Here is a 24574-nt window from a genome sequence, read left to right as displayed (position 1 = left end):
CGTACACCCCGCGCGTTCTCCGCCCATGCGCACGACATCAAACATCGTTCTGGCCAGCATCCTGATCGCCGCCTCCGGCAGCGCGATCGCGCAGGCCCCGCCCGCCCCGGCGACGCCGCCGCAAGCGACCGCGCCGCCATCCCCGCAGCACGCCACCAGTTGCACGCCGCAGGATCGCCCCAACCGCCAGGCCGACGGCACCACCACGGGCCAGTCCCGGGAACCGCTCGGCGACAAGCTCGCCAAATCGGACGGCGTGCTCTGCCCGCCCTCCGGCGTCGATCCCGAGATGCACGCGCCGGCGCCCAGCACGAACGGCGCCATGCCCGTCATTCCGCCCCCCGGCAGCCCCGGCGGTGACCCGACGGTAAGGCCGAAATAGGCCAATTCTGTCTCCCGATCTCGTCATGGCCGGGCTTGTCCGGACCAGTCCGGCCATCACGGGTGTGGCTGGAAATCTGGTCCCGAAATAGGTCCAATTCGCTCCCCGAAGCGGACTTGTCCCGCCGTAGCTTCAGCAAAGGCGGAAGCTTACGCAAACGCGGATTGACAGCCCGCCGCCCCCTTCCTTATATGCCGCGCGTTCGCGAGATCGGCCGTATCAGGCCCTCGCGACCCTGTGGCGGGGTAGCTCAGCTGGTTAGAGCACGGGAATCATAATCCTGGGGTCGGGGGTTCGAGTCCCTCTCCCGCTACCATGTATCCCCCACTATTACGGTGGGCCTGAGGAAAGATGTCCCCGCCTATTAGGGCGGCGAGTTTGCCTTTCACCTCAACCTCCCAGCCTTTCCGAGGTCCATTTGGGTGAACAGTTACGCTGTGCACAAGGGCTCGAAAATCCTCGATCAGTGAACCCCGATCGTCCTCTGCCTTTGAATGCTTAGCCATTGTCTCGGCAAGTGTGTTCACTGTTCTGATGTAGCGGTCTAGGGTAGCTGGGTGGAGTGCGATGGGGACTGGGGCCTCTTCGAGTGCGGCCATTTCGGCCTCGACGCGCAATCGCTCTTCCTTCAGCTCCGCGATCCGCTGTTTGGCATCCTCCTCGGAGATGACGTACTTGATCACAAGATCAATGTTCCGTTGCCGCTCGCCTTCGATCCGGTCACGTTTCGCCACAAGTCGCGCGCGCACCGCGACCGCGTTCCCGGCAAGCCGCTCCCGCTCATTGTTGTAGCTGCGCACATAGGTCTCGATCAGACGAGGATCCTTCAATTCCTCGACCATGCCGCTGAGTACAAGCCCTTCGATATCGCGCAGGTAGATGATCCTACGATTTGAGCAGATCCCGCTTTCGCGAATCGCCGAACACCGAATCCTGGTCTTTCCAGTCTTGTCGCGGTCATGAACCGACATTCCCGATCCGCAACAGCCGCAGCGAAGTAGACCCGAGAGAAGATGCGGCGCCCGTCGCTTCACGTGGCTGGCCAAGTGGCTCCTTTCGGTTTTCAAGGCGTGAGCCTGCTCCCAAATAACCTGATCGACGATGCGCAGCTGAGGTGCCTCGATGCTCTGCCACTCGTCACGAGGGTTCGGGCGAGATAGTCGTTTGCCGGTATCGGGATCCTTGACCATTCGGACTTTGTTCCACACGATACGACCGGCATAGAGTTCGTTGAAGATGAGCCCAGCACCACGTTGGGCATTGCCGTTGATCGTCGACGCGTTCCATCGTCGGCCTCGCGGTGGACGAACGTTTTCTCTGTTGAGATCGTGCGCGATGTCTCGGGGCGTCCGTCCCGCGGCATATGCCGTGAAAATGCGCCGGACGATCGCAGCTTCGTCGTCGACGATTTCGAGTTCGCCGGGTTTGCCGGGAACGGCTCGATATCCGTAGGCGCGCCCCCCGGCGTGTCGACCGTCGCGTATCACGCCGGCCATGCCGCGACGGACCTTCTTCGCTCCGTCTTCGCGCTGCATCTGTCCAACGAGGCCGCGAATACCAATCAAGATCGAGTCCGCGGTGCCGTCATGAACAGCCTGGATTTCGATCCCCTGGAAAGACAACCTTTTGTGGATGCCGGCCAGGTCTTCCATGTCACGAGAAAGCCGATCCAACGCTTCCACAATGACGACGGTAAATCGCTGTTGGCGCGCCGCATCCATAAGCTGCATCAAGCCATCGCGGCCGAATACAGATGCCCCAGAACGAGCCTTGTCTTCGAAAGTCGCAACGACGTTGAGTTGATGACGGGCCGCATAGGCCCTACACAAAGCGATCTGATCTTCAGTCGACTTTTCGTTTTGAAGCTCGGTCGAGAACCGAGCGTAAATTGCTGCGGGCTTCATCTTGAACACCACCGCCGATGCGTTTCTCGCTGGCGGCATCAATATGAATCTTCATCAGCCGCTCATTCTCGAAGAGATGATCGCGCCGTGCATCGGCGATTGCAAGGGCTTCAACAAATTTCAGCAAAGCACGATCTAATTCAGGTGGGCTTACACACCGTGGCGTATGATGAAAACTTTCCCTTATCTTCGCGCGCTTCATAACAGCAAGATGCTGTATGAAGTCCAAGAAGGGTACGTCGCTTATACATCGATCGCAGAATTGGATATGATTGAAAGCAGAACGGATAGACTTGAGACCGGAAAAATCTGGAGTAGGGTCTCGCAGAGATTGGGATCGGGAATCCAAGACCTCCAACCAGACAGTTATGAGCGGCGGGATAACGATCGGCTTCGTTGATGTCGTTGTCTTTTTTATCAATCCGATCGCGTTCGTTGCGCGTCGGTTGGCTCATTTCTGGTGTGAACACGCCTGGTCGTGCAAACAGGTCGAGATTGACATCTACAGGCTCTATCGCCGAACTCTTTTCAGGATGATCGATCTGATCATCGAACGGGTCGACCTGACCCTCTCAAGGCTGAAACAGGGGTTCGATTCCTCTTTCCTAGGGAAGCGCCACTCGACGCCTCTCCCGTCCGCCATTGCGCGGGATGCATCAAGTGCCCCCTAGAGCCTCTTATTGGAGGCAATCACTTGAAATTATCAAAGATTACGGCCACTGGCCGCATTGGCTTCGCTAGGCTCCGCCCACATTACCGGGCATGGAGCGATCAACTGACTTCGAAGGCGTCCAACAAAACGTCCAACAATTCGTCCAATGGTGAGGTGGGTCATGCCTGACTTCCTCACTCGACGGAACGGCGTGTGGCACTTCGTGCGCCGAGTTCCAGCGGAATTTGCGACATTGGATCCGCCGTGGCATCGTCCGGCATTCCACGAAAGTCTCGGTCGCCACCGATCGCACTGGGAGAAGGGCCGTCCGCGTAGCAGAGCGGCTCAATAGCGAGCTGGAGGCCCATTGGCAGCAGGCTTGTAGGGCTAGCGCCGATGAAGTTACGCGTGGCTACGATGATGCAAGGCGGCGCGCCCGTTCTCTAGGGTTTGAGTACGCTGAGAACGGTCAATTGCTTCAGTTCTCAGCCGAGAAACGGCTTGAACGCCTGGAGGCTCTTGTTGCCGCCGGGCTGGAGCACGAAGCGAATCGAAAACCGCATTCGGTTCGGTCGCATCGTCAAGGAACGGAAGCTTGATCGTCACCGGCGTGTTCTGTCATTTGCACCCGGCGGCATCTTTGCCCTTATCCGTTGGACCTCCAACGACTTTGGCACGATCATTTCGCGGATCGATATTTTGCGCGCGGTCGCACCGGGACAGCGCTGCTCGACCGTGCCGTATGTGAAGCCCGGCGGGGAGATTTTGCTGCGGCTCTCCGGTTGGCCGAAAGTCGAACGGGTGCTGCAGATGGTCGACGCCATCGAAGCGCTCGGCATCGATCCCGCCGACGTTGCTCCTGATCATTGGCATCACATTCACAATCGCCTGTCCGTCAACGAAAACCCGCGCCCCTACACGAGAGCGCGCCACCAGGCATGGCTTTACCGGCAGAGGGTCATGCGATGACACCGCGGCTCAAGACGTTGACCACGATGCTCTGCGGTGCCGTCGCACTTATCGCGCCAATCGTTCTGGAGATTACGCCGGCCTACATCTGGAATGCATCCGAGAGCGTACCGATCGGGCTCTACCGTGTGCAGCCGGCGGACAAGCTGTTCGTTACGGAACTCCTCGCCGTACAGCCACCGGAGCCGCTCGCGACCTTCCTCGACCTGAACGGCTATCTGCCAGCGGGATTGCCGATGCTCAAACACGTGCTGGCGCTTCCCGGGCAGACCGTTTGCCGAAGCGGGCTCACGATTTCGGTTGACGCCATCGAAATGGGCGAAGCCCGAGATCGCGATGGCCGTGGCCGTCCCCTCCCGAAATGGCAGGGCTGCCACATCGTCGGTGACGGCGAACTCTTTGTCATGAACTGGCAATCCGCCAGCTCGCAGGATGGCCGCTATTTCGGGCTCTTGCCGGCATCGGCTGTCATTGGCCGCGCGCTGCCGGTGTGGACCTGGGAGGATTGATGGTGCCCGTATTGAGTTTCCGACCAGCTATTCCTCTGTTCGGCCGAGTGCTGCACCATTCCTCCGTCCCGACCAACGATTGCGCGGCCGTTGCGCGCAGCGGCGGTCCAGGGCGGCCGAACGGCCGGCGCGAAGCGGCTTTACCCTGGACGGGCGCGAGCACGACGGCACGCTTGCGTTTGTTCGAGGGGAGCCTGCGCGCTGTCGTGCCGTTGTTCATCGCGCTGGCCGTGAGTAGCGCCGCTGCTGTCGCCGAGACGCGACCCGCGGAGCCTCCAGCACGTCATCAAGCTGGCGGTCCGTTTGCGGAATTTGTCGAGCAGGCCTCGCGCCGCTTCGGTGTGCCGGTGCGCTGGATACGCGCAGTCCTGGACGTCGAAACCGCCCAAGACATGCGTGCCAAGTCACCGAAAGGTGCCATGGGCCTGATGCAAATCATGCCGGCGACTTGGGCGGAACTTCGCGAGCGGTACGACCTCGGCAATAATCCCTACGATCCCCGCGATAACATTCTTGCGGGGACTGCGTACCTTCGGGACCTGCACGACCGGTACGGCTCTCCGGGCTTCCTTGCAGCCTACAACGCGGGACCTGGTCGCTGCGAGGAACATCTCACCGGTCGTCCGTTGCCGGCCGAGACCAAAGCCTATTTGCAGAAACTTGTGCCTCTCATCGGTAGCGACATCGCAGCTTCTAGTGCCGTCGCGGGTCTGGGGCCACCAGCAGCGGCGCTCTTTGTTGCTCGATTTGAAAGTACGAACACCGCTGACCCGCAGCAGTCCGGGCGCTCGTCAAATCGGGCTCCGGCGGCGACCTTCGTTCACGACATCTCGGCCATCGTGCCACCGGCAACAGGGTTGTTCGTCGCGAGATCTAATGCAGGGGCCTCGCGATGAGCGAATGCGCAAGCTGGCATGCAGTGGCGTACGTTGGAGATGAATGGGCGGAAAGGCGAGCGCAATGGGCAGGTACGACATCAGGACGGCGAGATAAAAGGGGCTCGCCGGTCGAACAACAAGCCATTGGCATGGCTTGGGTTCCGGCGTGCCAGTCGGTCGGGGCGCGTGCCGCTCCTTGCATTTTGAACAATGCAATCAAGGACATTTCCGGCACTGTAGGCGATTTCGCGCGCTTGGAGCGCTGGCGACGACAGCAGGTGACAGCGAGCTGCGGATCCGACCCGGGCGCATCCGCAACACCCGCGCGCCGAGGCAAAAGAGCTTCATCAATCAGGTGCTGCGGGCGGCGACGAAAGCAGGACACACGTCGCGTCCGGCCGCGGCTGGGAGGCGTTCCATGGCCTACGGGCGCTCGACTTTTGGCCGCGGCCGGCTCGCCTTTAGTCGCAGCCGGTTGTTCAGCCCGACACGGCGTGTCGTGGTGAAAGCGCGTGTTGTCCGCCACAAAGGCCGAGCTTTCCGTTCAGCGCCACTAACCGCCCACCTCTCATATCTGAAGCGCGACGGCGTGACCCGGAGTGGTGAGCGGGCCGAGATGTTCGATGCCGGCAGTGACCGCGCCGATGGCGGCTTTCGCAGAACGCTGCAAGGAAGACCGGCATCATTTCCGGTTCATCATCTCGCCGGAGGATGCCGGCGACATGACCGACCTGACGGCCTTCACCCGCGATCTCGCCAGGCAGATGGAGACCGATCTCGGCACGCGGCTTGACTGGGTGGCTGTCGATCATTGGAATACCGATAACCCTCACGTCCATCTGCTCGTTCGGGGAGTAGATGAACAAGATGCGGATCTCGTGATCTCCCGCGACTATATCAGCCAGGGCCTGCGCTCGCGCGCCGAGGAACTGGTCGCCATCGAACTGGGCCCAAAACCCGAGCACGAGATCCGCAATTCACTGGAGAGGGAGGTTTCGGCTGAACGATGGACGCGGCTCGACCGGGAGATCCGGCTGGCGGCCGATGAGACCGGCTATATCGATGTTCGCCCAGAGAACCCCGGCAAGTCCGATCCCGAGATCCGGCGCCTGATGGTCGGCCGCCTTCAACATCTGGAGAAGATGGGCCTTGCCGCATCCGCCGCACCGGGGGAATGGCCGAGCGTAGCTTGCGCGACCTCGGCATGCGCGGCGACATCATCAAGACCATGCACCGCGCCTTCACCGAGCGTGGGGAAGCTCGGGGCGTTGCCGACTATGCCATCGAGAGTGGACAACCGACGTCCGAGATTATCGGACGGCTCGTCGACCGAGGATTGCACGACGAACTGACGGGCGAGGCTTACGCCCTGATCGACGGAACAGACGGACGCGCGCACCATGTCCGTTTCCGCGGGATCGAAGCTTTCGAACATGCGCCGCCGATCGGCGGAATCGTCGAAGTCCGACGCTTCGGTCAAGCCGGCGATGCGCACCCGCGCCCAGCTGAAGGGATTGCAAGGCTGGCAGGGGCCGGGCTGGACGGCGCCGGATCCCGGCAGCCGGCATTATCCGGAAGTGAGGGGCGGCGCGGTGATCGCGCTCTTCTATCTGCCGGCTGGGCGCATCTCCTACGACTTCAAGGTGCCGGCCTGACCGTTCGGCGCCGGCGGCGTCGGCCACATCCGGTTGGAGAAGGCAGGCGTGCTGCCAGCGTCAGTTCACGGCGATTGCCTCAATGCATGGCTGCCCGGCCTGTCAAGACAACAAGGATCACCGTGACTAACGCGCCGGAGACGTAGAGAATTGTTCTGACACTGCCACCTTTAGCTGCGTTGCCGCCGCGCAAATAGATGGCGGTATGAACAAGGCGGATCGCAACATGGGTCCACACCAGCAGCGCGAGCGTGCTTGGCCTGACACCTACCATCATCGCCAGCACGGCCGGGACCACGAAGGGTGCCAGCGCCTCCACAGAATTCATGTGTACACGACGATGCGATAAAGGAGGTTCGCATCGTCAGCCGGAAGTATCGGTCCAGAGAGGGCCCCCGCACGTCCCTTGGAATACCCCGATTGGACCGCCAAAAGGATGGACACGAGACAGAGCGCGAGCACTCCGATGACACTCAGGCTGTAGGCTTCCATGCTGACCTCGGTTAGCTGGATCGCGATGTCGGCGGGACAGAACCAATTAAGGTGATTGAGTTTCTGTCCGAGCGCTTCGGAGCGCGTCTGTCAGGAAGGGCGGGTGAAAAGATCGGCATAGCGCTGAAGATAAAGCGGCCAGCCGTGATCACCGGCGACACCGTCCCGCACGCCTTCCCAGCCGTCGCCATGGCGTTCCAGATTGCGATGCTCAAGGTCGATTCGGGTCCGGTTCGGCGTTTCAGCAGTGAACCGCACCTCCCACTCGCTGGTCTTTTCTGGGTCAGTCTCGATCTGCCATTTGGGGCTGATGTCCCAGCTGAGCAGCACCCGGTCCGGCGGTTCGTAGGCCAGCACGCGCGCCCAGCGGCACTCGCTGCCATCGATGCCTCGGTCATAAATGTACCCACCCACCCGAGCCTGGAACACCGTCTCGGCGATCTGGACGCGGAGCAGGTTGTGCTCGGGCGGTTTGAAACTCCCGAACCCCTCGGTGAAGATTTTAAATGCGCGCGCGATCGGTGCCTCGACCACGATGGATTGTTTCACGGCCGCAAGTCCTACACGCGTGTTCATTGTGTCTCCTGTTGCTCGACGACCAACTTGTAGGCGGCCAGCGTCTTGCTCCAAAACCGGTCGAGCCAAGCACGCATCTGGCCAAGCCCGTGAGGGTCGATGTGATAGACGTTGCTTGCGCCCTTCTGCTCCGCGCGGACTAGTCGTGAGTCTCGTAGCACCTTCAGATGCTGCGAGACGGCCGACTGGGAGACCGGTACCTGTCGGGTAATCTCAACTACCGAACGTGGACGCTCCGCGATCAGCTCGAAAATCGTTCGGCGCGTCGAGTCGCCAAGCGCGGCCAGCTGCGCGTGATCAATAGTCATGACTTATGATTAGTACAAACTTATGATATGGTCAAGCGGTGTGAACGTCTCGTGTTCTCGGTGCCATTGAGGCTCTTGGATTGACCCGGCCAGTCTCCCTGCCGGTCCGACTTCTTGGGCCACGCGATGTTGGCATCCACGCGAAAAAATCCTGATATCGACCGGTGAGGTGATGGGCGTAGCAGTACCGGCAAGGCACGTTCAGCTGGCGGAAGCGGCGAAGGGTTCTTGTCCGGAAAGGACAGACCGATGTCCTGATCCCTGCGGTTGAGTTCGTTGCCTAAAGCAACAACTCCGCCGATGCCAGGCGCAGGCGTGTCGAGCTGAGCGCAAGGAGTGTGAGATGACCCCCAGCGGCATCGTTCCTCAAGGTCAATCAACAATGATGGCCTGGCGCGTGCACGAGTTTGGGCCGCCAGAGGTCATGAAGTTTGAGTCCCTCTCACGACCTGAACCCGGGCCCGGCGAGGTCCTGGTCAAAGTTGAAGCGGCCGGAGTGGGGCCACGGGATGCCTGGATCAGAGCCGGGAAGAGCGCTTTGCCGCAGCCGCTCCCGCTCATTCTGGGCTCGGATCTTTTCGGTGAAATCGTCGCCGTTGAGCCCGGAGTCTCGCAAGAACGTGCGGGAGATCAGGTCTACGGTGTTACGAATCCGAGGTTTATTGGGGCCTACGCCGAGTACGCCTTGGCTTCGGCGGAGATGATCTCGAGCAAGCCGACCTCGCTCACCCACGTTGAAGCCGCGTCCGTTCCCATCATTGCCGTAACCGCATGGCAGGCGCTGTTTGAACCACGCGCGACTTGAACCAAGCCAAACGATGGTCTCACGGGGCGGCTGGTAACGTGGGATCCTACGCGCCCCAATTGGCCCGTCATGCGGGTGTGCAAACTATCGCAACAGTATCGACGGCCGACTTTCCTTCGTTCGCGATCTCGGCGCAAACACCGTGATCGACTATCGGATTCAGCGCTTTGAGAATGAAGTGCGGGATGCGGACGCCGTCATTGATCTAGTCGGCGGCGAAACGCAAAGCCGCTCGTTCCAGGTCCTTTCGAGGCGGCAAGCTGATCTCGGCAGTGTCCGCCCGGATCAGGACCTTGCAAAACACCACGGTGTCGAAGCCACCTTCTTTTTAGGAACGTCACGAGCCAGTATCTGACGGAAATCGCTCGCCTCGTCGAGGTGGAGAACTGAGAATAAACGTCGGGGTAGTCTTACCTCTCGCGGATGCGCGCGAGGCCACTTCATGCTGGACGGCGTGCGGCCCCGGCCAAAGGGAAAGATCGTGCTCGCCGTCGAAGCGAGCTGATCGATCGCGCCTCATCTTGCGTTCGACTCTGAATGTGCCAGCGAAGTCCAACGGTTGCTCTTGAAAGGACAAAAATGATATCGCGAACTCCCGCCCACGCCCTCGTCATTCCCGATCCGCTGCTCGCGAGATAAGCAACAGACGTCCTGCGCGAATATTCCACCAATCTGCTCTTTATTCACTCGATCCGCGTCTACGGAGCGGGGCGTCAGAGGAAACTGCGAGCTTCTCTACGTGGCCGCCGCATTCCACGATTTCGGCCTTGTCAAGAAGTTCTCGACACGCTTCGAAGTCGATGGCGCAAATACAGCTCGGCAGTTTCTGACCGCCCACGATATTGCTGAAGACCAGGTGCAGACCATCTGGAAGCGATCGCGCCGCACACCACTCCCGGCATCCCGAAGTACATGGGTCCCGAGGTCGCGCTCCTCAATTCGGGTGTTCTGCTCGATGTAATCGGGGTAGGGCTCGATCAATTTCCGGTGGAGGTTCGCGAGGAGATCGTTGCCAAATATCCCGCACAAATTTAAGGAACGCTTCGTTCAGGCCGAAGCGCATATCATCCGCGAAAACATCTTCCCGTACTCGAAAGTGCTTCAGCGCGTTGCGCAATCGGCCCCGAAAGCCTTGGGATCAGATCGGACGCTGTTCCGGAAGCTCGGGTTTGTCAGTTCGCTGGTTGGCCCGTGTTTGAAGAGTCCCTCTCTAAGACTTGGCTCGCTTGCCGTTATCGATTTTGATCATCTCCAATGTCGACGCCCGTCTACTCTCCCAAACGATCAAGCAAGTTAAAGTGCCCTTTGAAATGATAATAACCTCTCCGCAAACCAGGTCGTACAAGCCTGATCGTGCCACTGTAGGAGCCCTGGAGAGCCTGGAGGGAAGCAGGATCTCAACGTTTGCCGTCAAGTACCGTGGTTACCAGGTTGAACGCTTCGTACCTCATCTTTCGCTCTTCCGGCCTCCGCGCCGCTTACCGCGCGAATACCGGTATCGATGCTACTGCGACCCCATAGCGACACGCGCCATGCTTTTCGTAGAGCCTCGCTCGGTCCTAGACCCCAATCAATCTCTGCTGCAGACTACAAGCGGAGCCATCTGTAGCCGGCTGCGATCTGAAAGGGCTAGAGTGGCCCGTCGTGAGGGGCTCGGTCGAGGATCTGACGGATGACGGCTAAAATCGATCTCCTGACGCTGCAATTGTTCGTGGCGATCGTCGAGGAGCAGAGTATCGCGAAAGCGGCGGAGAAGAAGAACATTGCCGCATCTGCAGTCAGCCGCCGTATCTCGGATATTGAGGTCCTGTTCAAGGTCGAGCTGCTGCATCGCCATTCGAAAGGGATCGAGCCGACACCTGCCGGTTTCGCCCTGCTCGAGCACGCCCGCATCATCCTGGGAAACCTCAGCAAGCTCGAGGCCGAGCTGACGGGATTTAGGGAGGGCAAGCGCGGGCTGATCCGGGTCTGTGCCAACAAGTCCGCGATCCTCGAAGCCCTGGCGGACGAGCTCAGCCTGTTCCTGGAACAGCATCCGCTGGTCCACATCGACATCGAGGAGGATCTCAGCCCTGCGATCGTGCGCGCGGTGATGGAGAACCGTGCCGACATCGGCATCTTCGGCGGCAACATCGACGGACAGGATCTGGAGCTGCTGTCCTATCGCAGCGACAGTCTGGTCGCGCTGGTCACGCGCGATCACCCGCTGGCGGACCGCAGCAGCGTTCGCTTCCGTGAGCTGGTCGATTTCGACTTCGTCAGCCTGGAGAAGGGCAGCTCGATCGAGACGCTGTGTGTCAGGGCCGCTGCGGCGCTTGGGCAGCACCTCAAGGTGCGCATCCGCGTCAGCAGTTTCGATGCACTGTTCCGCGTCATCGATGCCAGGATGGGGGTCGGCATCGTGCCGCTCGAGATCGTTCGCGGCCGCTACGGCGTCGACAGCCTCGTCACCGTCCCGCTCGATGAGTCCTGGGCGCGACGCGAGCTGGTCATGGGCGTGCGCGATTACAAGTCGCTGCCGCCAGTGACGAAGCTGCTAGTGGACCATTTGCGGTCCCACGACGATGCGCGTCTCGCCGCGAGCGGCGTGTCCGACCGGCTGACGGTCGTGCCGGGCAGCGGCTGACGTTGCTCCTGTCAGCGGCCGCCGTCGCCGCCCGCGATGGCTGGCTGCCCAACCGTCACTGCACATTTTTGGGACGGACTTCTATCCTGCTCCCCAACATCGCTGTCGGTCGGCATGATCGGCAGCAACACGGTACATCAGATGCCGAACATGGGAGGACGGATCGTGGACACGCACGGTCGCACGCTGCTGGCCAAAATCTGGGACCAGCATGTCGTCGCTCGCGTCAGCGATGATACCGATCTGCTGCATGTGGATCGCCATTTGCTGCATGACCTCGGCGGCTCCCGCGGCCTGCTCGACCTCAAAAGCCGCAATATTGCGGTCCACAATCCCGAACTGACCTTCGCCACGCCCGATCATGCGATTTCGACCGCGTCCGGGCGGGCCGGCACGATCAAGACCGGGTGGGATCTGCTGGCGGCGCTGCGGACCGAGACGTCGGCCAGCAACATCCGGCTGTTCGACCTCGACCAGCCGGGGCAGGGCATCGTCCATGTCATCGGCCCCGAGCTCGGCCTCAGCCTCCCCGGCTGCCTGATCGTCTGCGGCGATAGCCACACCTGCACCCATGGCGGGCTCGGCGCGCTCGCCTTCGGCATCGGCTCCAGCGAGCTCACGCACGTGCTGGCGACCCAGACCATCATCCAGCGCCGGCCCAAGACCATGCGCGTGACGTTCGACGGCGCCCTGCCGTTCGGTGTCACGGCGAAGGATCTCATCCTCGCCTTGATTGGCCATGTCGGCGCCGCCGGCGGCACCGGTTATGCCGTCGAATACGCCGGCCGTGCGATCAGGGACCTGCCGATAGAAGGCCGCCTCACCATCTGCAATCTGTCGGTCGAGCTCGGCGCCAAGATGGGGCTGATCGCGCCGGACGAAACGACATTTGCCTATATCCGCGGCCGCCCCTATGCGCCGCAAGGCGAGATGTGGGACCAGGCGGTCGCGGCGTGGCGGACGCTTCGAAGCGACAGCGATGCAATGTTCGATCGCGAGGTGTCGATCGACGTCGGCACCATCATCCCCCAGATCACCTGGGGCACGAGCCCGGAGCACGTGCTTGGTATCGACGGCCGCATCCCGGATCCCGCTGACATCGCCGATCCCGCGCGCCGCGGCGCGATCGAGATCGCGCTCGACTATATGGGCCTGACGCCGGGAGCGCCGATCGCCGGCACGAAGGTGGATTGGGTCTTCATCGGCTCCTGCACCAACAGCCGCCTCAGCGATCTCAGAGCCGCGGCCGAAATCGCGCGCGGCCGCAAGGTTGCGCCGGGCGTGCGCGCCTGGGTCGTGCCGGGTTCGGAGACCGTCAAGCGCGATGCAATGGCCGAGGGGCTCGACAAGATCTTCATCGACGCGGGCTTTGAATGGCGCGAGCCCGGATGCTCGATGTGCCTTGCCGCCAACGGCGAAACCGTGCCGCCCGGCCAGCGCTCGGTGTCGACGTCGAACCGGAATTTCATCGGCCGGCAGGGGCCGCGTGCCCGCACCCATCTGGCAAGCCCGGCCATGGCCGTGGCGGCGGCGATCTCCGGCGCCATCGCCGACGTCCGAACCATGGAGCGCTAGATGGCGCAAGCCTTCACCAAACTATCCGCGACCGCCGCGCCGATCATGCGCACCAATGTCGATACGGATGTCATCATCAGCATCAACCGCATGATCGGAAATTCCGTCCGCGGCAGTCTCGGCAAATGGGCGTTCGGTTCGCTCCGTTATTTACCTGACGGTTCGGACAATCCAGCGTTTATCCTGAATCGCGAGCCTTATCGCGCGGCGGAAATCCTGGTCACGGGTCCGAACTTCGGCTGCGGCTCGTCGCGGGAGGCGGCGGTGTGGGCGCTACAGGAGATGGGCGTTCGTGCCATCATTGGATCCGGCTTCGGCGACATCTTCTTCGCCAACTGCTTCCAGAACGGCATCCTGCCGGTGGTGCTCGATAAGGCCACGATCGATGGCCTCGCCGCCGAGATCGAAGCGAGCCAGGGCGCGGGGCGCCTCAGTATCGACCTGGAGGAGCAGACGGTCACCTCGCCGTCGCGCGTCCGGCATGCCTTCGAGATCGATCCGCGCCGGCGTGCGGGGTTGCTCGAAGGCTTAGATGAGATTTCGCTGACGTTGCGGCGCGACCAAGAGATCCGCGTATTCCAGGCATCCGACCGCGATGCGCGGCCGTGGATTCATTTTGTGGGATAATCGGCATGAACACGCTCTCGAACACGATCAAGGTGGCTGTGGTCGGTGGTGAAGGCATCGGTCCGGAGGTGACCGACCAGTCCCATCGCATTCTCAAATGGTTTTCGGACCGGCGCGGCGCTCCGGTCGTTTTGCGCGAAGCGCAATACGGTCTCATCCCCTATCTCGCGACCGGCAAGGTGTTGCCGGATGACACCGTTGAGGCGATGGAGGAAGCCGACGCTATCCTCTGGGGGGCGACGGGTGGCCCGGAAACCACGGAAGTACCTCCCGCGGCGCGCAAGGAGGGAAGCCTACTGTCGCTGCGCAGCAAATACGACCTCTATGCCAATCTCCGGCCTATCGTCGCCAATCCGGCGCTGGCGGATTCCGCGCCGCTCAAGGCTTCGGTATTGAAGGATGTCGACTTCATCATTATCCGCGAACTCACCAGCGGCATCTATTTCGGTGAGCCGCGCGGCATCGAAACGCTGCCCGACGGCCAGCGCCGTGGCTTCAACACCCAGCAATACACCACCAGCCAGATCCGCCGGGTGGCGCGGACCGCGTTCGAACTGGCGCGGACGCGCAAGGGCCGGGTCTGCTCGGTCGACAAGGCCAATGTGCTGGAGACCAGCGTGCTGTGGCGCGAGGAGGTCATCGCGCTGCATCAAGCAGAATTCGCCGATGTGAAGCTGTCGCATCTCTATGTCGACAACGCCGCGATGCAGATCGTCCGCGCGCCGTCGCAGTTCGATGTCATGGTGACCTGCAATATCTTCGGCGACATTCTTTCCGATTGCGCCGCGATGGCATCCGGTTCGCTCGGCATGCTGCCGTCGGTCTCGCTCGGGCCGCCGGACCGGCTGGGACGCCGCAAGGCGCTCTATGAACCGGTCCATGGCAGCGCGCCCGATATTGCGGGCAAGGGAATCGCCAATCCGCTCGGCTCGATCCTCAGCGTCGCAATGATGTTGCGCATCACCCTCAATCGGCCTGATGATGCCACGCTGTTGGAGAAGGCGGTGGATACGGCGCTGGCTGCCGGCGCAAGAACGGCCGATATCGCCGAACCCGGCTCAAAAAGATTGTCGACCCAGGAGATGGGCGATGCGGTGCTGAACGCGCTCGACAAGGTGGTCGGCAAGGAGAGGGAGCACGCGTGATGAGAACTCGGGTCACCAGACGGGCCGCGCTGACCATTGTCGCCGGCGCCGGTGCCTCCATGGCGGTTGGAAGGGCGTGGGCCGATACCCCGTCGGGCCGTGTGATCTATCCGGTGGCCATTCCAGTCTATCAGTCGCAATTCGTCGCCGACCGGGCCGGATTCTTCAAGGACGCCGGCCTTGACTGCAAGCTGATCCAGGGCGGCAGCGGCGTGAAGACGCGCGAGATCATCGCTTCGTCCCAGGGCGATATCGGCATCGGCGACATCACCCACCCGATGCAGCTCAGCAATCATGGCCGCAGCGCACGTGTCCTGATGCCGGTCGATACCCGCAGCAACGCCGCGATCTTCATCATCCGCAAGGATCTGTTCAACCAGGGCATCACCAGCCTCGAGGCGCTGGCGAAGTGGAAGCGGCCGGACGGACGCAAGCCGATCGTCTCGGTATCATCGCTGGGCGGCACCAACCACGTCTGGGCGTCCTACTACATGGAAACTATGGGGCTCGATGACAAGGTGACCTGGATCGGCACCGGCAATGTCGACACCATGATGGGCACGTTGAAGACGAAACAGGTCGATGTTCTCATCAACTCGCCATCGATCCTGAACGATTCGGTCGAGCAGGGCTGGGGCGCGCTGTTGTTCGATGGAACGGACGAGGCGGTCTGGGCCAAGTATATCGGCGGCAAGGTCCCGGTGACGTCTCATTTCACCCTGCAGTCGACCATCGACAAGGACCCGCCGAAGATGCAGGCCTTCGTTACGGCGCTGTGGCGCGCAACCCAGTGGATCAAGGGGCATTCTCCCGAAGAGATCTACGATGCGATTGAGCCCTATGTCGGGAGCACGTCGCGCGACGCGAACATTTTCGACCTCGCCATCATGAAGAAGGTCACCGATTACGAATGCGTCATCGACGAAGCCAGCTTCGCGCGCGGCCAGAAGGTCTGGTTTCGTGAAATGACCGGCATCAAGCCGCTCGCGATGGCCGATGTCGTCACGACCAGCTTCATCGAAGCAGCCCGCAAGGCCTATCCGGCTTGACGATCCAGGCCTTACACACGCCGCACGTCGATGCGCCGCCCGACGCGCGGCGCATCGATGTGCGCGGTTTGTGCAAGACCTTCCAGCTGGCGGGTGCGGCGATCGAGGCGGTGCGCGACGTTTCCTTCAATGTCCGGCGCGGCGAATTCGTTGCTCTCCTGGGTCCATCCGGTTCGGGCAAGAGCACCGTCCTCAACATGATCGCGACCCTGATCAAGCCGACCAGCGGTCAGATCCTGATTGACGGCGTGCCTGTCTTTCCCGGACGGGCGACGCCCGACGTCGGCTATGTGTTCCAGCGCGATACCCTGTTTCCCTGGCGCACCGTCGCCAACAACATCGGCTACGGCTTGGAGCTGGCCGGTATCCCGACGGCGGAGCGAAAGGATCGTGTCCGTGCTTGCCTCGCGCAAGCCGGACTGGAGGGTTTCGGCGATGCCTACCCCTCCGCATTGTCGGGCGGCATGCGCCAGCGCGCCGCCTTGATGCGAACGCTGGTCGTCGAACCGCAGGTCCTGCTGATGGACGAGCCGTTCGGCGCGCTCGACACCCACACCAAGATCGACATGCACGACGTGCTGCTTCGCATCTGGGAACGCGAGCAGCAGACAGTGCTGTTCGTGACCCATGATCTCGGCGAGGCCCTGACGCTGGCGGATCGCATCATTCTGTTTTCGGCGCGGCCCGGCCGGATCAAGGAAACCTTCGAGGTGGATTTCGCCCGCCCGCGCAACGCCGTGAAGATCCGGGAGACGCCGCGTTATGCCGAGTTGTTCCAGCTGATCTGGCATTCGCTCGGCGAGGAGTTCATCAAGGGCCGCAAGCCATGAGACGAGGTCGCCACCCCGGCAGAATCCTGGCCTGGCAGATGTTGATCTGCGTCGGCTTGCTGTCGATCTGGCAGTGGGGATACGATCTGCACAGCCGCCTTCCCTGGCTGGTGCCGGATCTGCTCGACCCCTATTTCGTGTCCAAGCCGTCCCAGATCTTCGAACATTTCCTGATCCTGAGCTGCCTCAAATCCAAGGTCGGAATGTTCAACGGCTGGTTCAATGGCGAATTCGCCCGCTGCATGGCGCGATCCGAGAACAATCTCTGGATCGCCACCGCGGTCACCCTGAAGAACACCTTCTTCGGCTTCGTGACCGGCGTCAGCAGCGGCTTTGCCGCAGGACTCGTGCTGGGGCGTTCGGACCGGCTGAGCGCCATTTTCCAGCCGTTCATCACCGCGGTGAATTCGATCCCCCGCATCGCACTTGCGCCGATCATCGTGCTTGCCTTCGGCATCGGCGATACTTCGAAGATTGTGACGTCATGGATCGTGGTCGTCTTTCTCGTGTTCTTCAACACCTTCGAAGGCGCCCGCTCGATCGACGAGGGCTTTGTCAATGCGGCGCGGCTGCTCGGCGCCAGCGAGTGGCAGATCACCCGCACGGTGGTGATCCCGTCGACCATGGCCTGGGTCTTTGCCTCGCTGACACCTGCGATTTCCTTCGCCTTGATAGGGGTCATTGTCGGTGAATTCATCGGTGCAGAACGGGGCATCGGGCGCCTGATCATCGAGTCCGAGGCGCGCGCGGAGGCCTCGGGAATGATGGTCGCGGTTATCGTGCTGATGCTGGTCGGTGTTGCGCTGTCCGCGTTGATCTGGCGACTGCAGGCCTATCTGCTGCGCTGGCAACAGCACAATCTGGCGGAATAACTCTGCTGTGCTAAACGTTCTGGACTTGCGCGAGGAGCAATCCTTTAGTCTCCGCATCCTTGCTCGATCCTGGCGACCTGCGTGATCAGCAGGCGCGCGCTATCGCCGGATCAATTGTCTTCAGGTGTCTGGATAGCGGCGGTGCACCTCAAGAAGGAAGGTCCGTGAACTCTGCCATCGCGCTAAATTCATCGGATGTGCAGTGCGGTACCACCCGGTGAACCTTGCTCCGCTCTCGTTGCAAATCTTTACTTTTCGGTGTTTCGCCCCGATTTGCGTTGTGTTGGACGATTGGAAAGCTGGATTCAGTGATCGCTTGATCTTGCCGCTACTGGATCCGTTAGTGCTCCCAATCGGCATGATCCAAGGCATTCGAAAGCTGATCTAAAAGTTGCGACAACTGTTGTTTGTCGGTGGTTGAGAAATCTTTGAATAGCCGAGCCTCGCCCTTTACGCGAGGCTTCAGCCATTCTAGTGGCGAAATCTCTACCTTCGCGGGTAAGCTTGGCGATAGCGGCTCTGCCACGGGAGCGAGTTTGCTCAATCGAGATCAGCCCTCGATCCGCCAGGACGGCGAGACTGCGACTTGCTGCGGCCTTGTCGACATCGGCAGCGTCGGAGAGTTCACTGAAGCAGCGGTTGATGACCTCCATCTGCGACGGATGGATCGCGGCCTTGGCCGAAAAACCGTCACGGCGTGCGGCGTCTGCCTCGCGGCGCAGGGCGTCTTGGCCTCCTATCCGTTTGGACTCGACCTTCGAGCCCATCTTTTCGACCGCCACCAGCGCTGCCCGACAAAAATCAGTCCGGCGGCCTCGCAGGCGCGCACGAAGCCGGCGTTTTCGGAAAGAAATCCATCGCCGGGATGGATCGCGTCGGCGCCGCTTTGCGTCCGGTCGTTCCATGCCGCCAGCTTGGCCGGCACAGCGTGTCCGCATGTCACAACCAGCCTTCTGTTTTGAGTTCGACTGGCGAAGCAGGCCGGCTATTCCACAACGGCGCCTTGCAGACACGACGCAGCGCAAGGCTAGGTGCACAATAGCAGAAGCAAAGTGCTGATTTGGCGGCTGAAAAGTCGATCTCAAATGTGCAAGGCGCGAATTATGCACTATTCCCCGCGGTTATTGCCTATCACGTCGCCCGAATTAGCAGGGTGTCCGGGCGACGCTCAGGCATCGGCGCTAGGCCGCGGCTACGTCGAGTTTTCCAGCGGGGTTTAGCGTCAGACGGTTGCCTCCTGACAATGCAATCGCGCTTCCGATTTTCTGGCTCAGTTCTTTGAAGCGGCCGAGGATCTCCCGCCCAGCGCTTGTATCCGCCCCGTGCACGCAGATATCGTTGTGCTCGTTGCGCCGGACCGGCATCAATTCGATGCCGACGATTGCTGTCCCAGAGATCGAGCAACGCAATGCCAATCCATCGAGATGACGGCCGCGCATGACGTCCCAGTCGAACGCGAAGTTGCCGAGGCTGTAGAAGACCGGCTTGTTCCTATAGATCTCGGCGGCTTGCACCACATGCGGATGATGACCGAACACCATGTCTGCTCCGGCCTCGATGGCGGCCCGGGCGATCTCGCGCTGATAGGCGACCGGCTCATCCTTGGAGGAAACACCCCAGTGGCATGACAGGATTACAAGATCGACCTTGGTTCGTAAGGAGCGGACGTCTTCCTGCATGGCTTGGAGCTCGACAGGGTCCGCGAAGGTATGCGTAATGGGTTCGGCACCCGGCATTTCCAGGGCACGCGGACCGGGCTCATAGGCCGCATGGGCCTTAATCGTAGCACATCCCGGGCTGTTGGCTGAGGCGGCATGATTGCTTGGCCAGAACACTGATGTGTAGCTTAGGAAACCGAAACGAACGCCGTTCTTCTCGATCACCACCGGTTGCCTTGCTTCAGCGAGCGTTTCGCCGACGCCACAATGCAGGATCCCGACCGAATCCAGCGCCTTGACACTGGCGACGGCGGCGCTCGCCGGATGAGCAACGTTACTGGCGCAACTCACGCCGACATAGCCGGCCTTCTTGAGGGCGGGCCCGACCTTGGCGCCCGAGTGGCGCCAACCTGCTTTGTGCGGAATATCGGGCCGCGTTGGATCGACCGAGGGCTCGGCGAGCGGGCCTTCCAGTTGCCCGAACACGACATCCGCCGAAGACAGCATGTCGCGCACGTTGACGAATGCGCTGAAGGGATCTTCGCGGTTCTGGATATTGGTATCGCCCAGGATAAGAAGCGTTTGGTTCAAGTGCTGTTCCTTTTCAGTGATGGAGGCGCTGATGTGGGATTGAGACGGAATTCAAACTGCGCTTTCGGCGGAACTTGGCGTCGCCACCATGGCTTCGCCTTCGCCCCCCGGTGCAATCGATTCAAGGGAGCGCTGGTTGGTTTCGATGCCAAAAAGAAGGACGCCGAGCGCCAGCAGTAGATAAAGCGCTGCGATCGCGTAGAGCACTGACGGCAGGCCATAAGTGTCATAGAGCGATACCACCATGTATGGCGAGGCGATCACCGCGATTCGTCCCGTCATCTGTGCAATGCCGGAGCCGCGGAAGCGGTACTCTGTTGCGAACAATTCCGGCGTATAGCCGCCGAGGCCGAATCCGATCATCAGGCTCATGCCGCCCTGCAGGAGGAAGCCGAAGACCAGGACCCAGGTTGGATCGGTCTGCTGCGAATAAGCGAGCGCAAACACGCCGCACCACAAGGCCGCAAACATCGTGCCTCGGCGGCGCCCAATCCAGTCGGACGTCAGCATGCCAACCAGCGGTCCGAGCGAGCTTCCCAGTGCCATGACTGTGGCGAAGCCCAGCGACTTGGTGACGCTCATGCCTTGCTTGACGAAGAAAGTCGGCACCCAATAGGAAAAGCTGTAGGAGCCGACGAGGCAAGTGATGCAAACTGCCATGGCGAGCAAAGTGCGGGTAATGACGCCGCGCGAGAATAGGATGGAGATCGGAACCCAGGCTGGCGCAGGCGGCGCCATGGCGGTCATCGGCGGCAGCGGCCCTGCCTTTGAAGCCTCCGCCTCGATCTCCTGCATGATCTTCTCGGCTTCCTCGTAGCGGCCGCGTGCTTCGAGCCAGCGGGGCGACTCCGGCAGCTTGCGGCGCAGGAACCAGACCCATAGTGCGCCGCAACCGCCGATCAGATACATCGGCCGCCATCCGAATGCGGGGATGATGAACAGGCCGGTGAAGTTGACGGCGAATGTCGATGCCATCGACACTACGCTGATCAGACCCAGCGCCCAGCCGCGCCGTTGCGGCGGAACGAATTCGCTGACCATGCCATAGCCGCAGACGTATTCCGCGCCGATCCCGACGCCCATGAAGAACCGCAGCGTGGTCAGCCATGTCATCGACGGCGCAAGCATCGAAAGCAGGCACATGCTGCCGAAAATCAGGAGATTGAATTGATAAGCGAAGCGCCGACCATATCGGTCGCCGACCAAGCCGGTCATCAGGGCGCCGACAGCAAGGCCCGCAAAGGTGATCGAATTATAGTGGGCATTCATCTCCATATTGGACCAACCCTCCTTGACGAGGGCACCCAGCACGCCAGCGGCCATCTGGTTGTCGAAGCCGTCGAAGAACATTCCGAGGCCGATAAGGCTGAGGATTCGCCACTGAAATGCACCCATCGGGAGCCGGTCGAGCCGGCCGGCGGCATTAACGGAGGTGGTCATCAAAGGCGTTTCTCCCGCAAGCTCCGGCATTGACGACCGGTTTATCCGGATAAAATAAGCGGAACGTCCTCGGGCGAGTATGCTAATTTACTCATCACAACGATGACTTATCTTCAGAGCGGCTCAGAGATTATGGCGCGGACGCGATTAGTCCTCGATCGGGGGCGCTGATGACCCGGAAACTGCCTCCGCTAAACGCGCTTCGCGTCTTCGAGACCGCCGCCCGCTCCGAGAACTTCACGCAGGCTGCCAAGCGGCTCAACGTCTCCTAGGGGGCGGTGAGCCGGCATATTGCCCAACTCGAGGCCTTCCTTGGCCTCCGCCTGTTCGTCCGCGGCCAGCGGGACGCCAGGTTGACGGCGCCGGGCGAGGAATATGCGCGGTCCATCGCCGAAGCTTTCGATCGCATCGAACTCGCGACACACGTCAGCCGACGGGAACGGCAAGGCAGCGTGGTGCGGATAAGGCTTTTTCCTACCGTGGCGATGAAATGGCTCGTCAAACGGCTCGCTCATTTCCATGCCCTGCATCCAAGCATCAATGTGCAGGTCACAATCGCCAACGACCTCGTCGATGTGATGGCCGAAGAGGTAGATTTCACCATCCAGATCCCCGCTATTGCGAAGCCTGGCGTCCGGTATGAGACCCTGTTTCCGATCGAGTTGCTGCCGGTTTGCAGCCCCGCCGAGTTCGGTAAGCATCCGCCAATTCACGACCCGCGAGACCTGCTCGATCACACTCTGCTGCATTCGATGAAAAGACCGCACGATTGGCGGATCTGGTTCGAGGCCGCAAATGTCATACCGGGGAGCTTCCGCGAAGAACTGTCGTTCGGCAATTCCTCGCTGGCCTATCAAGCCGCGATCGATGGGCTCGGGGTTGCGATGGCGCATCTGGAACTGATCCAGGACGATCTCGATGGCGGGCGACTATTGGCGCTTCACCCGTTAGTGGTGCGGAGCGCCGACAGCTATCGACTCGTTGGCCGCGAATCCGAGATCGGCAGGCCGGAGATCGCTGCGTTCCGCAACTGGGTGTTGTCCGAGGCCGAAATAACCTAGTTGCATCTGGAGCGCTCGCTCATCCAGTTCAGCGGCGGCAGGCGCTCAGATATCGACGCGCTTGCCGGAAGCTCCCTGCCAAGAGGGGCGGACGTAATTCAGCTACCTTCCCTTGAAGAGCGGTGCCCGCTTCTCATTGAATGACAAGATGCCTTCCCGACGATCCTCGGTGCCGACAAGCTGATTGTAGGCGTCGATCTCGAAAAACATCGCAGAACGGAGATCCATGCGTGCACCGAGCGTCATGGAGCGCTTTGCTTGCCGAATCGAGAGCGGGGCGTTCCGGGCGATCCTGCGCGCGGTCGCAAGCGTCTCCTCCATCAGCCGCTCCGGCGCACAGAGCCGGTTGACCACGCCCCATTCGAACGCCTGCTCGGCGCCGAAGGGTTCGCCGGTCAGAATGATCTCGGCGGCGCGGGAATAACCGATGCGCCGCGGCAGGGTCTGCGTGCCACCGCCGCCAGGCATGATCCCGATCGTGACCTCCGTGAGAGCAAACCGTGCCGACAGCGCCGCGTAAGCGAAGTCGCACAACAGCATGAACTCGAACCCGCCCGCGTAGGCGGCGCCATTGACGGCTGCGATGACCGGCAGCGGACAATCGAGGATGCCCAGCATCATGCGCTCGAAAAGAGCGTGCTGCCTGTTCCAGGTGTCATCCGACATGCCGCGCCGTTCCTTGAGGTCGACGCCAGCGCAGAATGCGCGGTCACCGCTGCCGGTCAGCACCACGCAGCGCCATGCCGACGGATCGGCGTTGATCCGCGTGAACAGGTCCACCATCTCGTGACCCATCTTCGTGCTGATGGCATTGCGGACGTCAGGGCGATTGAAGCGGATGACGAGAACATCGGCAGTCGGTGTCTCCAGCGCTAGGGTCTCATAGCAATCGAGATCGAACGACATGTAGAATTCCTTCAGGATTTGAGAGCGCTCCTGGATCGCGGGAGAGCGATCGACGGCCGCTCGATGAATTCGCTGCGGATCAGCACATGCTGCGGCTCGTCGCTGGCGACCTCACGGATCCGGTTGAGCAGGAGGTTTGCGGCGGCAGCCCCGACCTCGCCCTGATCCCAATGCTGGACCGCAATCGCGGGCATATGCAGCTCGGCAAGCTCAGAATCGCCGGCGCCAACGAGCGAGATGTCGTCCGGGATGCTCAAGCCCCGGACCCGAATCGCCCTGATGACGCCGGCGAGCATGTCGATGCCACCCGCGATGATCGCAGTCGGGGGCTCTTTGCTCGCGAGCAGCGCGGAGGTCTGCTGGAAGCTCTCGGGCGAGAGGAAGCTGTGGGCGCGGATAAGCGAGCGGTCGAGCTCGATGCCCTTTGCCTCGAAGGCCTCGGTGAAGCCACGGATGCGGGTCCGTGCCGGATAGACGACCGGCGTACCGGTGAGGAGTGCGATCCGGCGATGGCCGAGTTCGATGAGCCGGCTGGTCGCCTTGCGTGTTGCGCCGGCATGATCCGCCATCACCGCATCGGCCCAAGCGGGCTCGTCGCGATCGACCATCACAATCGGCGCGCCGAGGCCGCGGAGGAACTTGTCGAACGCGGGGGTCATCGGGCTGTATGGACCGATCATGATGCCGTCCGAGCGTTGGCTCGACAGGCGCATCAGGAGCTCCCGCTCGCGATCCTCGCGGCCCTCCGAATTGGAGAGCAGCAACGAGAAACCTGCTCGGTCCAGCACATTATGCGCAGCATGCACAAAGGAGGCGAGCATCGGGATGTTGATGTCGCGGATCACACATCCAATGACATGCGTCGATCCGCGCCGCATGCTCTGTGCAATCGCGTCCGGACGATAGCCGAGCGTCTCGATTGCCTTGAGAACGCGGCTTCGGACCTCCCGCCCGACCGTCGTCTTGCCGTTGATGACCCGCGATGCTGTGCCCACCGACACTTCGGCCGCCCGCGCGACATCGCGAATAGTGGTATTTCCTTTCAATAGCGCCGCCTTACTCCG

Annotated in this window: 21 protein-coding genes, 1 tRNA gene and 6 pseudogenes; 19 read left to right on the top strand and 9 right to left on the bottom strand. The window is 61.5% G+C overall.

What is annotated here, in order from left to right; translation table 11 throughout:
• The first annotated feature begins 25 nt into the window (after positions 1-25).
• The 3 genes from ABIB00_RS23955 to ABIB00_RS23945 all read left to right on the top strand — a co-directional run bounded on the left by ABIB00_RS23955 (position 26) and on the right by ABIB00_RS23945 (position 1278).
• Entirely contained in the window at positions 26-382 is a 357-nt protein-coding gene (locus ABIB00_RS23955; RefSeq protein ID WP_354106075.1) for a hypothetical protein, read from the top strand.
• Positions 383-621: 239 nt separating this feature from the next.
• A tRNA-Met gene (locus ABIB00_RS23950) sits at positions 622-698 on the top strand.
• A gap of 241 nt (positions 699-939) precedes the next feature.
• Positions 940-1278, top strand: coding sequence for a hypothetical protein (locus ABIB00_RS23945; RefSeq protein ID WP_354106074.1), 339 nt, complete (start codon positions 940-942; stop codon positions 1276-1278).
• Positions 1279-1287: 9 nt separating this feature from the next.
• On the opposite strand, the pseudogene ABIB00_RS23940 reads toward ABIB00_RS23945, so the two are convergent.
• Positions 1288-2286: pseudogene (locus ABIB00_RS23940) on the bottom strand (recombinase family protein); the annotation flags it as partial.
• A gap of 368 nt (positions 2287-2654) precedes the next feature.
• Here ABIB00_RS23940 and ABIB00_RS23935 point away from each other — a divergent pair.
• From ABIB00_RS23935 to ABIB00_RS23910, 6 genes and pseudogenes are all read left to right on the top strand, one after another.
• Positions 2655-2957, top strand: coding sequence for a hypothetical protein (locus tag ABIB00_RS23935; RefSeq protein ID WP_354106073.1), 303 nt, complete (start codon positions 2655-2657; stop codon positions 2955-2957).
• Between the two features lie 503 nt (positions 2958-3460).
• On the top strand, positions 3461-3907 hold the full coding sequence (locus tag ABIB00_RS23930; RefSeq protein WP_354106072.1) for a DUF2840 domain-containing protein: 447 nt from the start codon (positions 3461-3463) through the stop codon (positions 3905-3907).
• Positions 3904-4416: a S26 family signal peptidase gene (locus ABIB00_RS23925; protein WP_354106071.1), complete on the top strand. Its 513-nt coding sequence runs from the start codon at positions 3904-3906 to the stop codon at positions 4414-4416. Before ABIB00_RS23930 ends, ABIB00_RS23925 begins: the two co-directional genes overlap by 4 nt.
• A complete protein-coding gene (locus ABIB00_RS23920; protein WP_354106070.1) occupies positions 4416-5312 on the top strand; it encodes a lytic transglycosylase domain-containing protein in 897 nt (298 codons plus the stop codon). The genes ABIB00_RS23925 and ABIB00_RS23920 overlap by 1 nt, the downstream gene beginning before the upstream one ends.
• 244 nt (positions 5313-5556) lie before the next feature.
• Positions 5557-6792: pseudogene (locus tag ABIB00_RS23915) on the top strand (relaxase/mobilization nuclease domain-containing protein); the annotation flags it as partial.
• Position 6793: 1 nt separating this feature from the next.
• Positions 6794-6949: pseudogene (locus tag ABIB00_RS23910) on the top strand (4-hydroxylaminobenzoate lyase); the annotation flags it as partial.
• Positions 6950-7028: 79 nt separating this feature from the next.
• Here the strand turns inward: ABIB00_RS23910 and ABIB00_RS23905 are convergent.
• The 3 genes from ABIB00_RS23905 to ABIB00_RS23895 form a co-directional block, all read right to left on the bottom strand.
• Positions 7029-7277 (bottom strand): MAPEG family protein, encoded by a 249-nt coding sequence (locus tag ABIB00_RS23905; protein ID WP_354106069.1) that lies wholly within the window; start codon positions 7275-7277, stop codon positions 7029-7031.
• A gap of 254 nt (positions 7278-7531) precedes the next feature.
• On the bottom strand, positions 7532-8017 hold the full coding sequence (locus ABIB00_RS23900) for an SRPBCC family protein (protein ID WP_354106068.1): 486 nt from the start codon (positions 8015-8017) through the stop codon (positions 7532-7534).
• A complete protein-coding gene (locus ABIB00_RS23895; protein WP_354106067.1) occupies positions 8014-8325 on the bottom strand; it encodes an ArsR/SmtB family transcription factor in 312 nt (103 codons plus the stop codon). The genes ABIB00_RS23900 and ABIB00_RS23895 overlap by 4 nt, the downstream gene beginning before the upstream one ends.
• Positions 8326-8707: 382 nt before the next feature.
• On the opposite strand from ABIB00_RS23895, the pseudogene ABIB00_RS23890 reads away from it, so the two are divergent.
• The 8 genes and pseudogenes from ABIB00_RS23890 (at position 8708) to ABIB00_RS23855 (ending at position 17854) form a co-directional block, all read left to right on the top strand.
• Positions 8708-9635, top strand: a pseudogene (locus tag ABIB00_RS23890) (NADP-dependent oxidoreductase).
• A 1167-nt stretch (positions 9636-10802) separates the two neighbouring features.
• Complete coding sequence (locus tag ABIB00_RS23885; RefSeq protein WP_354106066.1) at positions 10803-11756, top strand: LysR family transcriptional regulator; 954 nt, start codon at positions 10803-10805, stop codon at positions 11754-11756.
• A 150-nt stretch (positions 11757-11906) separates the two neighbouring features.
• On the top strand, positions 11907-13331 hold the full coding sequence (gene leuC, locus ABIB00_RS23880; RefSeq protein ID WP_354106065.1) for a 3-isopropylmalate dehydratase large subunit: 1425 nt from the start codon (positions 11907-11909) through the stop codon (positions 13329-13331).
• Positions 13332-13958, top strand: a complete 627-nt coding sequence (gene leuD, locus ABIB00_RS23875; protein ID WP_354106064.1) for a 3-isopropylmalate dehydratase small subunit — start codon at positions 13332-13334, stop codon at positions 13956-13958.
• A 5-nt stretch (positions 13959-13963) separates the two neighbouring features.
• A complete protein-coding gene (gene leuB, locus ABIB00_RS23870; RefSeq protein WP_354106063.1) occupies positions 13964-15103 on the top strand; it encodes a 3-isopropylmalate dehydrogenase in 1140 nt (379 codons plus the stop codon).
• Positions 15103-16152 (top strand): ABC transporter substrate-binding protein, encoded by a 1050-nt coding sequence (locus tag ABIB00_RS23865; RefSeq protein ID WP_354106062.1) that lies wholly within the window; start codon positions 15103-15105, stop codon positions 16150-16152. The genes leuB and ABIB00_RS23865 overlap by 1 nt, the downstream gene beginning before the upstream one ends.
• Positions 16149-16982 (top strand): ABC transporter ATP-binding protein, encoded by an 834-nt coding sequence (locus ABIB00_RS23860; protein WP_354106061.1) that lies wholly within the window; start codon positions 16149-16151, stop codon positions 16980-16982. The genes ABIB00_RS23865 and ABIB00_RS23860 overlap by 4 nt, the downstream gene beginning before the upstream one ends.
• The gene (locus ABIB00_RS23855; protein ID WP_354106060.1) at positions 16979-17854 is read left to right on the top strand and encodes an ABC transporter permease; all 876 of its coding nucleotides are present in this window, start codon (positions 16979-16981) and stop codon (positions 17852-17854) included. The genes ABIB00_RS23860 and ABIB00_RS23855 overlap by 4 nt, the downstream gene beginning before the upstream one ends.
• A gap of 790 nt (positions 17855-18644) precedes the next feature.
• Here ABIB00_RS23855 and ABIB00_RS39135 read toward each other — a convergent pair.
• The 3 genes and pseudogenes from ABIB00_RS39135 to ABIB00_RS23840 all read right to left on the bottom strand — a co-directional run.
• Positions 18645-18743: pseudogene (locus ABIB00_RS39135) on the bottom strand (biotin carboxylase N-terminal domain-containing protein); the annotation flags it as partial.
• Between the two features lie 292 nt (positions 18744-19035).
• Positions 19036-20103 (bottom strand): CapA family protein, encoded by a 1068-nt coding sequence (locus ABIB00_RS23845; RefSeq protein WP_354106058.1) that lies wholly within the window; start codon positions 20101-20103, stop codon positions 19036-19038.
• Between the two features lie 51 nt (positions 20104-20154).
• Entirely contained in the window at positions 20155-21543 is a 1389-nt protein-coding gene (locus ABIB00_RS23840; RefSeq protein WP_354106057.1) for an MFS transporter, read from the bottom strand.
• Positions 21544-21713: 170 nt separating this feature from the next.
• On the opposite strand from ABIB00_RS23840, the pseudogene ABIB00_RS23835 reads away from it, so the two are divergent.
• Both ABIB00_RS23835 and ABIB00_RS23830 read left to right on the top strand, forming a co-directional pair.
• A pseudogene (locus ABIB00_RS23835) lies at positions 21714-21902 on the top strand (LysR family transcriptional regulator); the annotation flags it as partial.
• A gap of 93 nt (positions 21903-21995) precedes the next feature.
• A complete protein-coding gene (locus tag ABIB00_RS23830; protein WP_354106127.1) occupies positions 21996-22604 on the top strand; it encodes a LysR substrate-binding domain-containing protein in 609 nt (202 codons plus the stop codon).
• Between the two features lie 102 nt (positions 22605-22706).
• Here ABIB00_RS23830 and ABIB00_RS23825 read toward each other — a convergent pair whose 3' ends face one another.
• Positions 22707-23510 (bottom strand): enoyl-CoA hydratase/isomerase family protein, encoded by an 804-nt coding sequence (locus tag ABIB00_RS23825; protein ID WP_354106056.1) that lies wholly within the window; start codon positions 23508-23510, stop codon positions 22707-22709.
• A gap of 11 nt (positions 23511-23521) precedes the next feature.
• The gene (locus tag ABIB00_RS23820) at positions 23522-24556 is read right to left on the bottom strand and encodes a LacI family DNA-binding transcriptional regulator (RefSeq protein WP_354106055.1); all 1035 of its coding nucleotides are present in this window, start codon (positions 24554-24556) and stop codon (positions 23522-23524) included.
• Positions 24557-24574: the final 18 nt, after the last annotated feature.

The sequence above is a fragment of the Bradyrhizobium sp. LB14.3 genome (assembly GCF_040547985.1).
Classification (GTDB): Bacteria; Pseudomonadota; Alphaproteobacteria; order Rhizobiales; family Xanthobacteraceae; genus Bradyrhizobium.
Note: the sequence above shows the minus strand (reverse complement) of the source record. Positions and strands in the feature narration are given on the sequence as shown.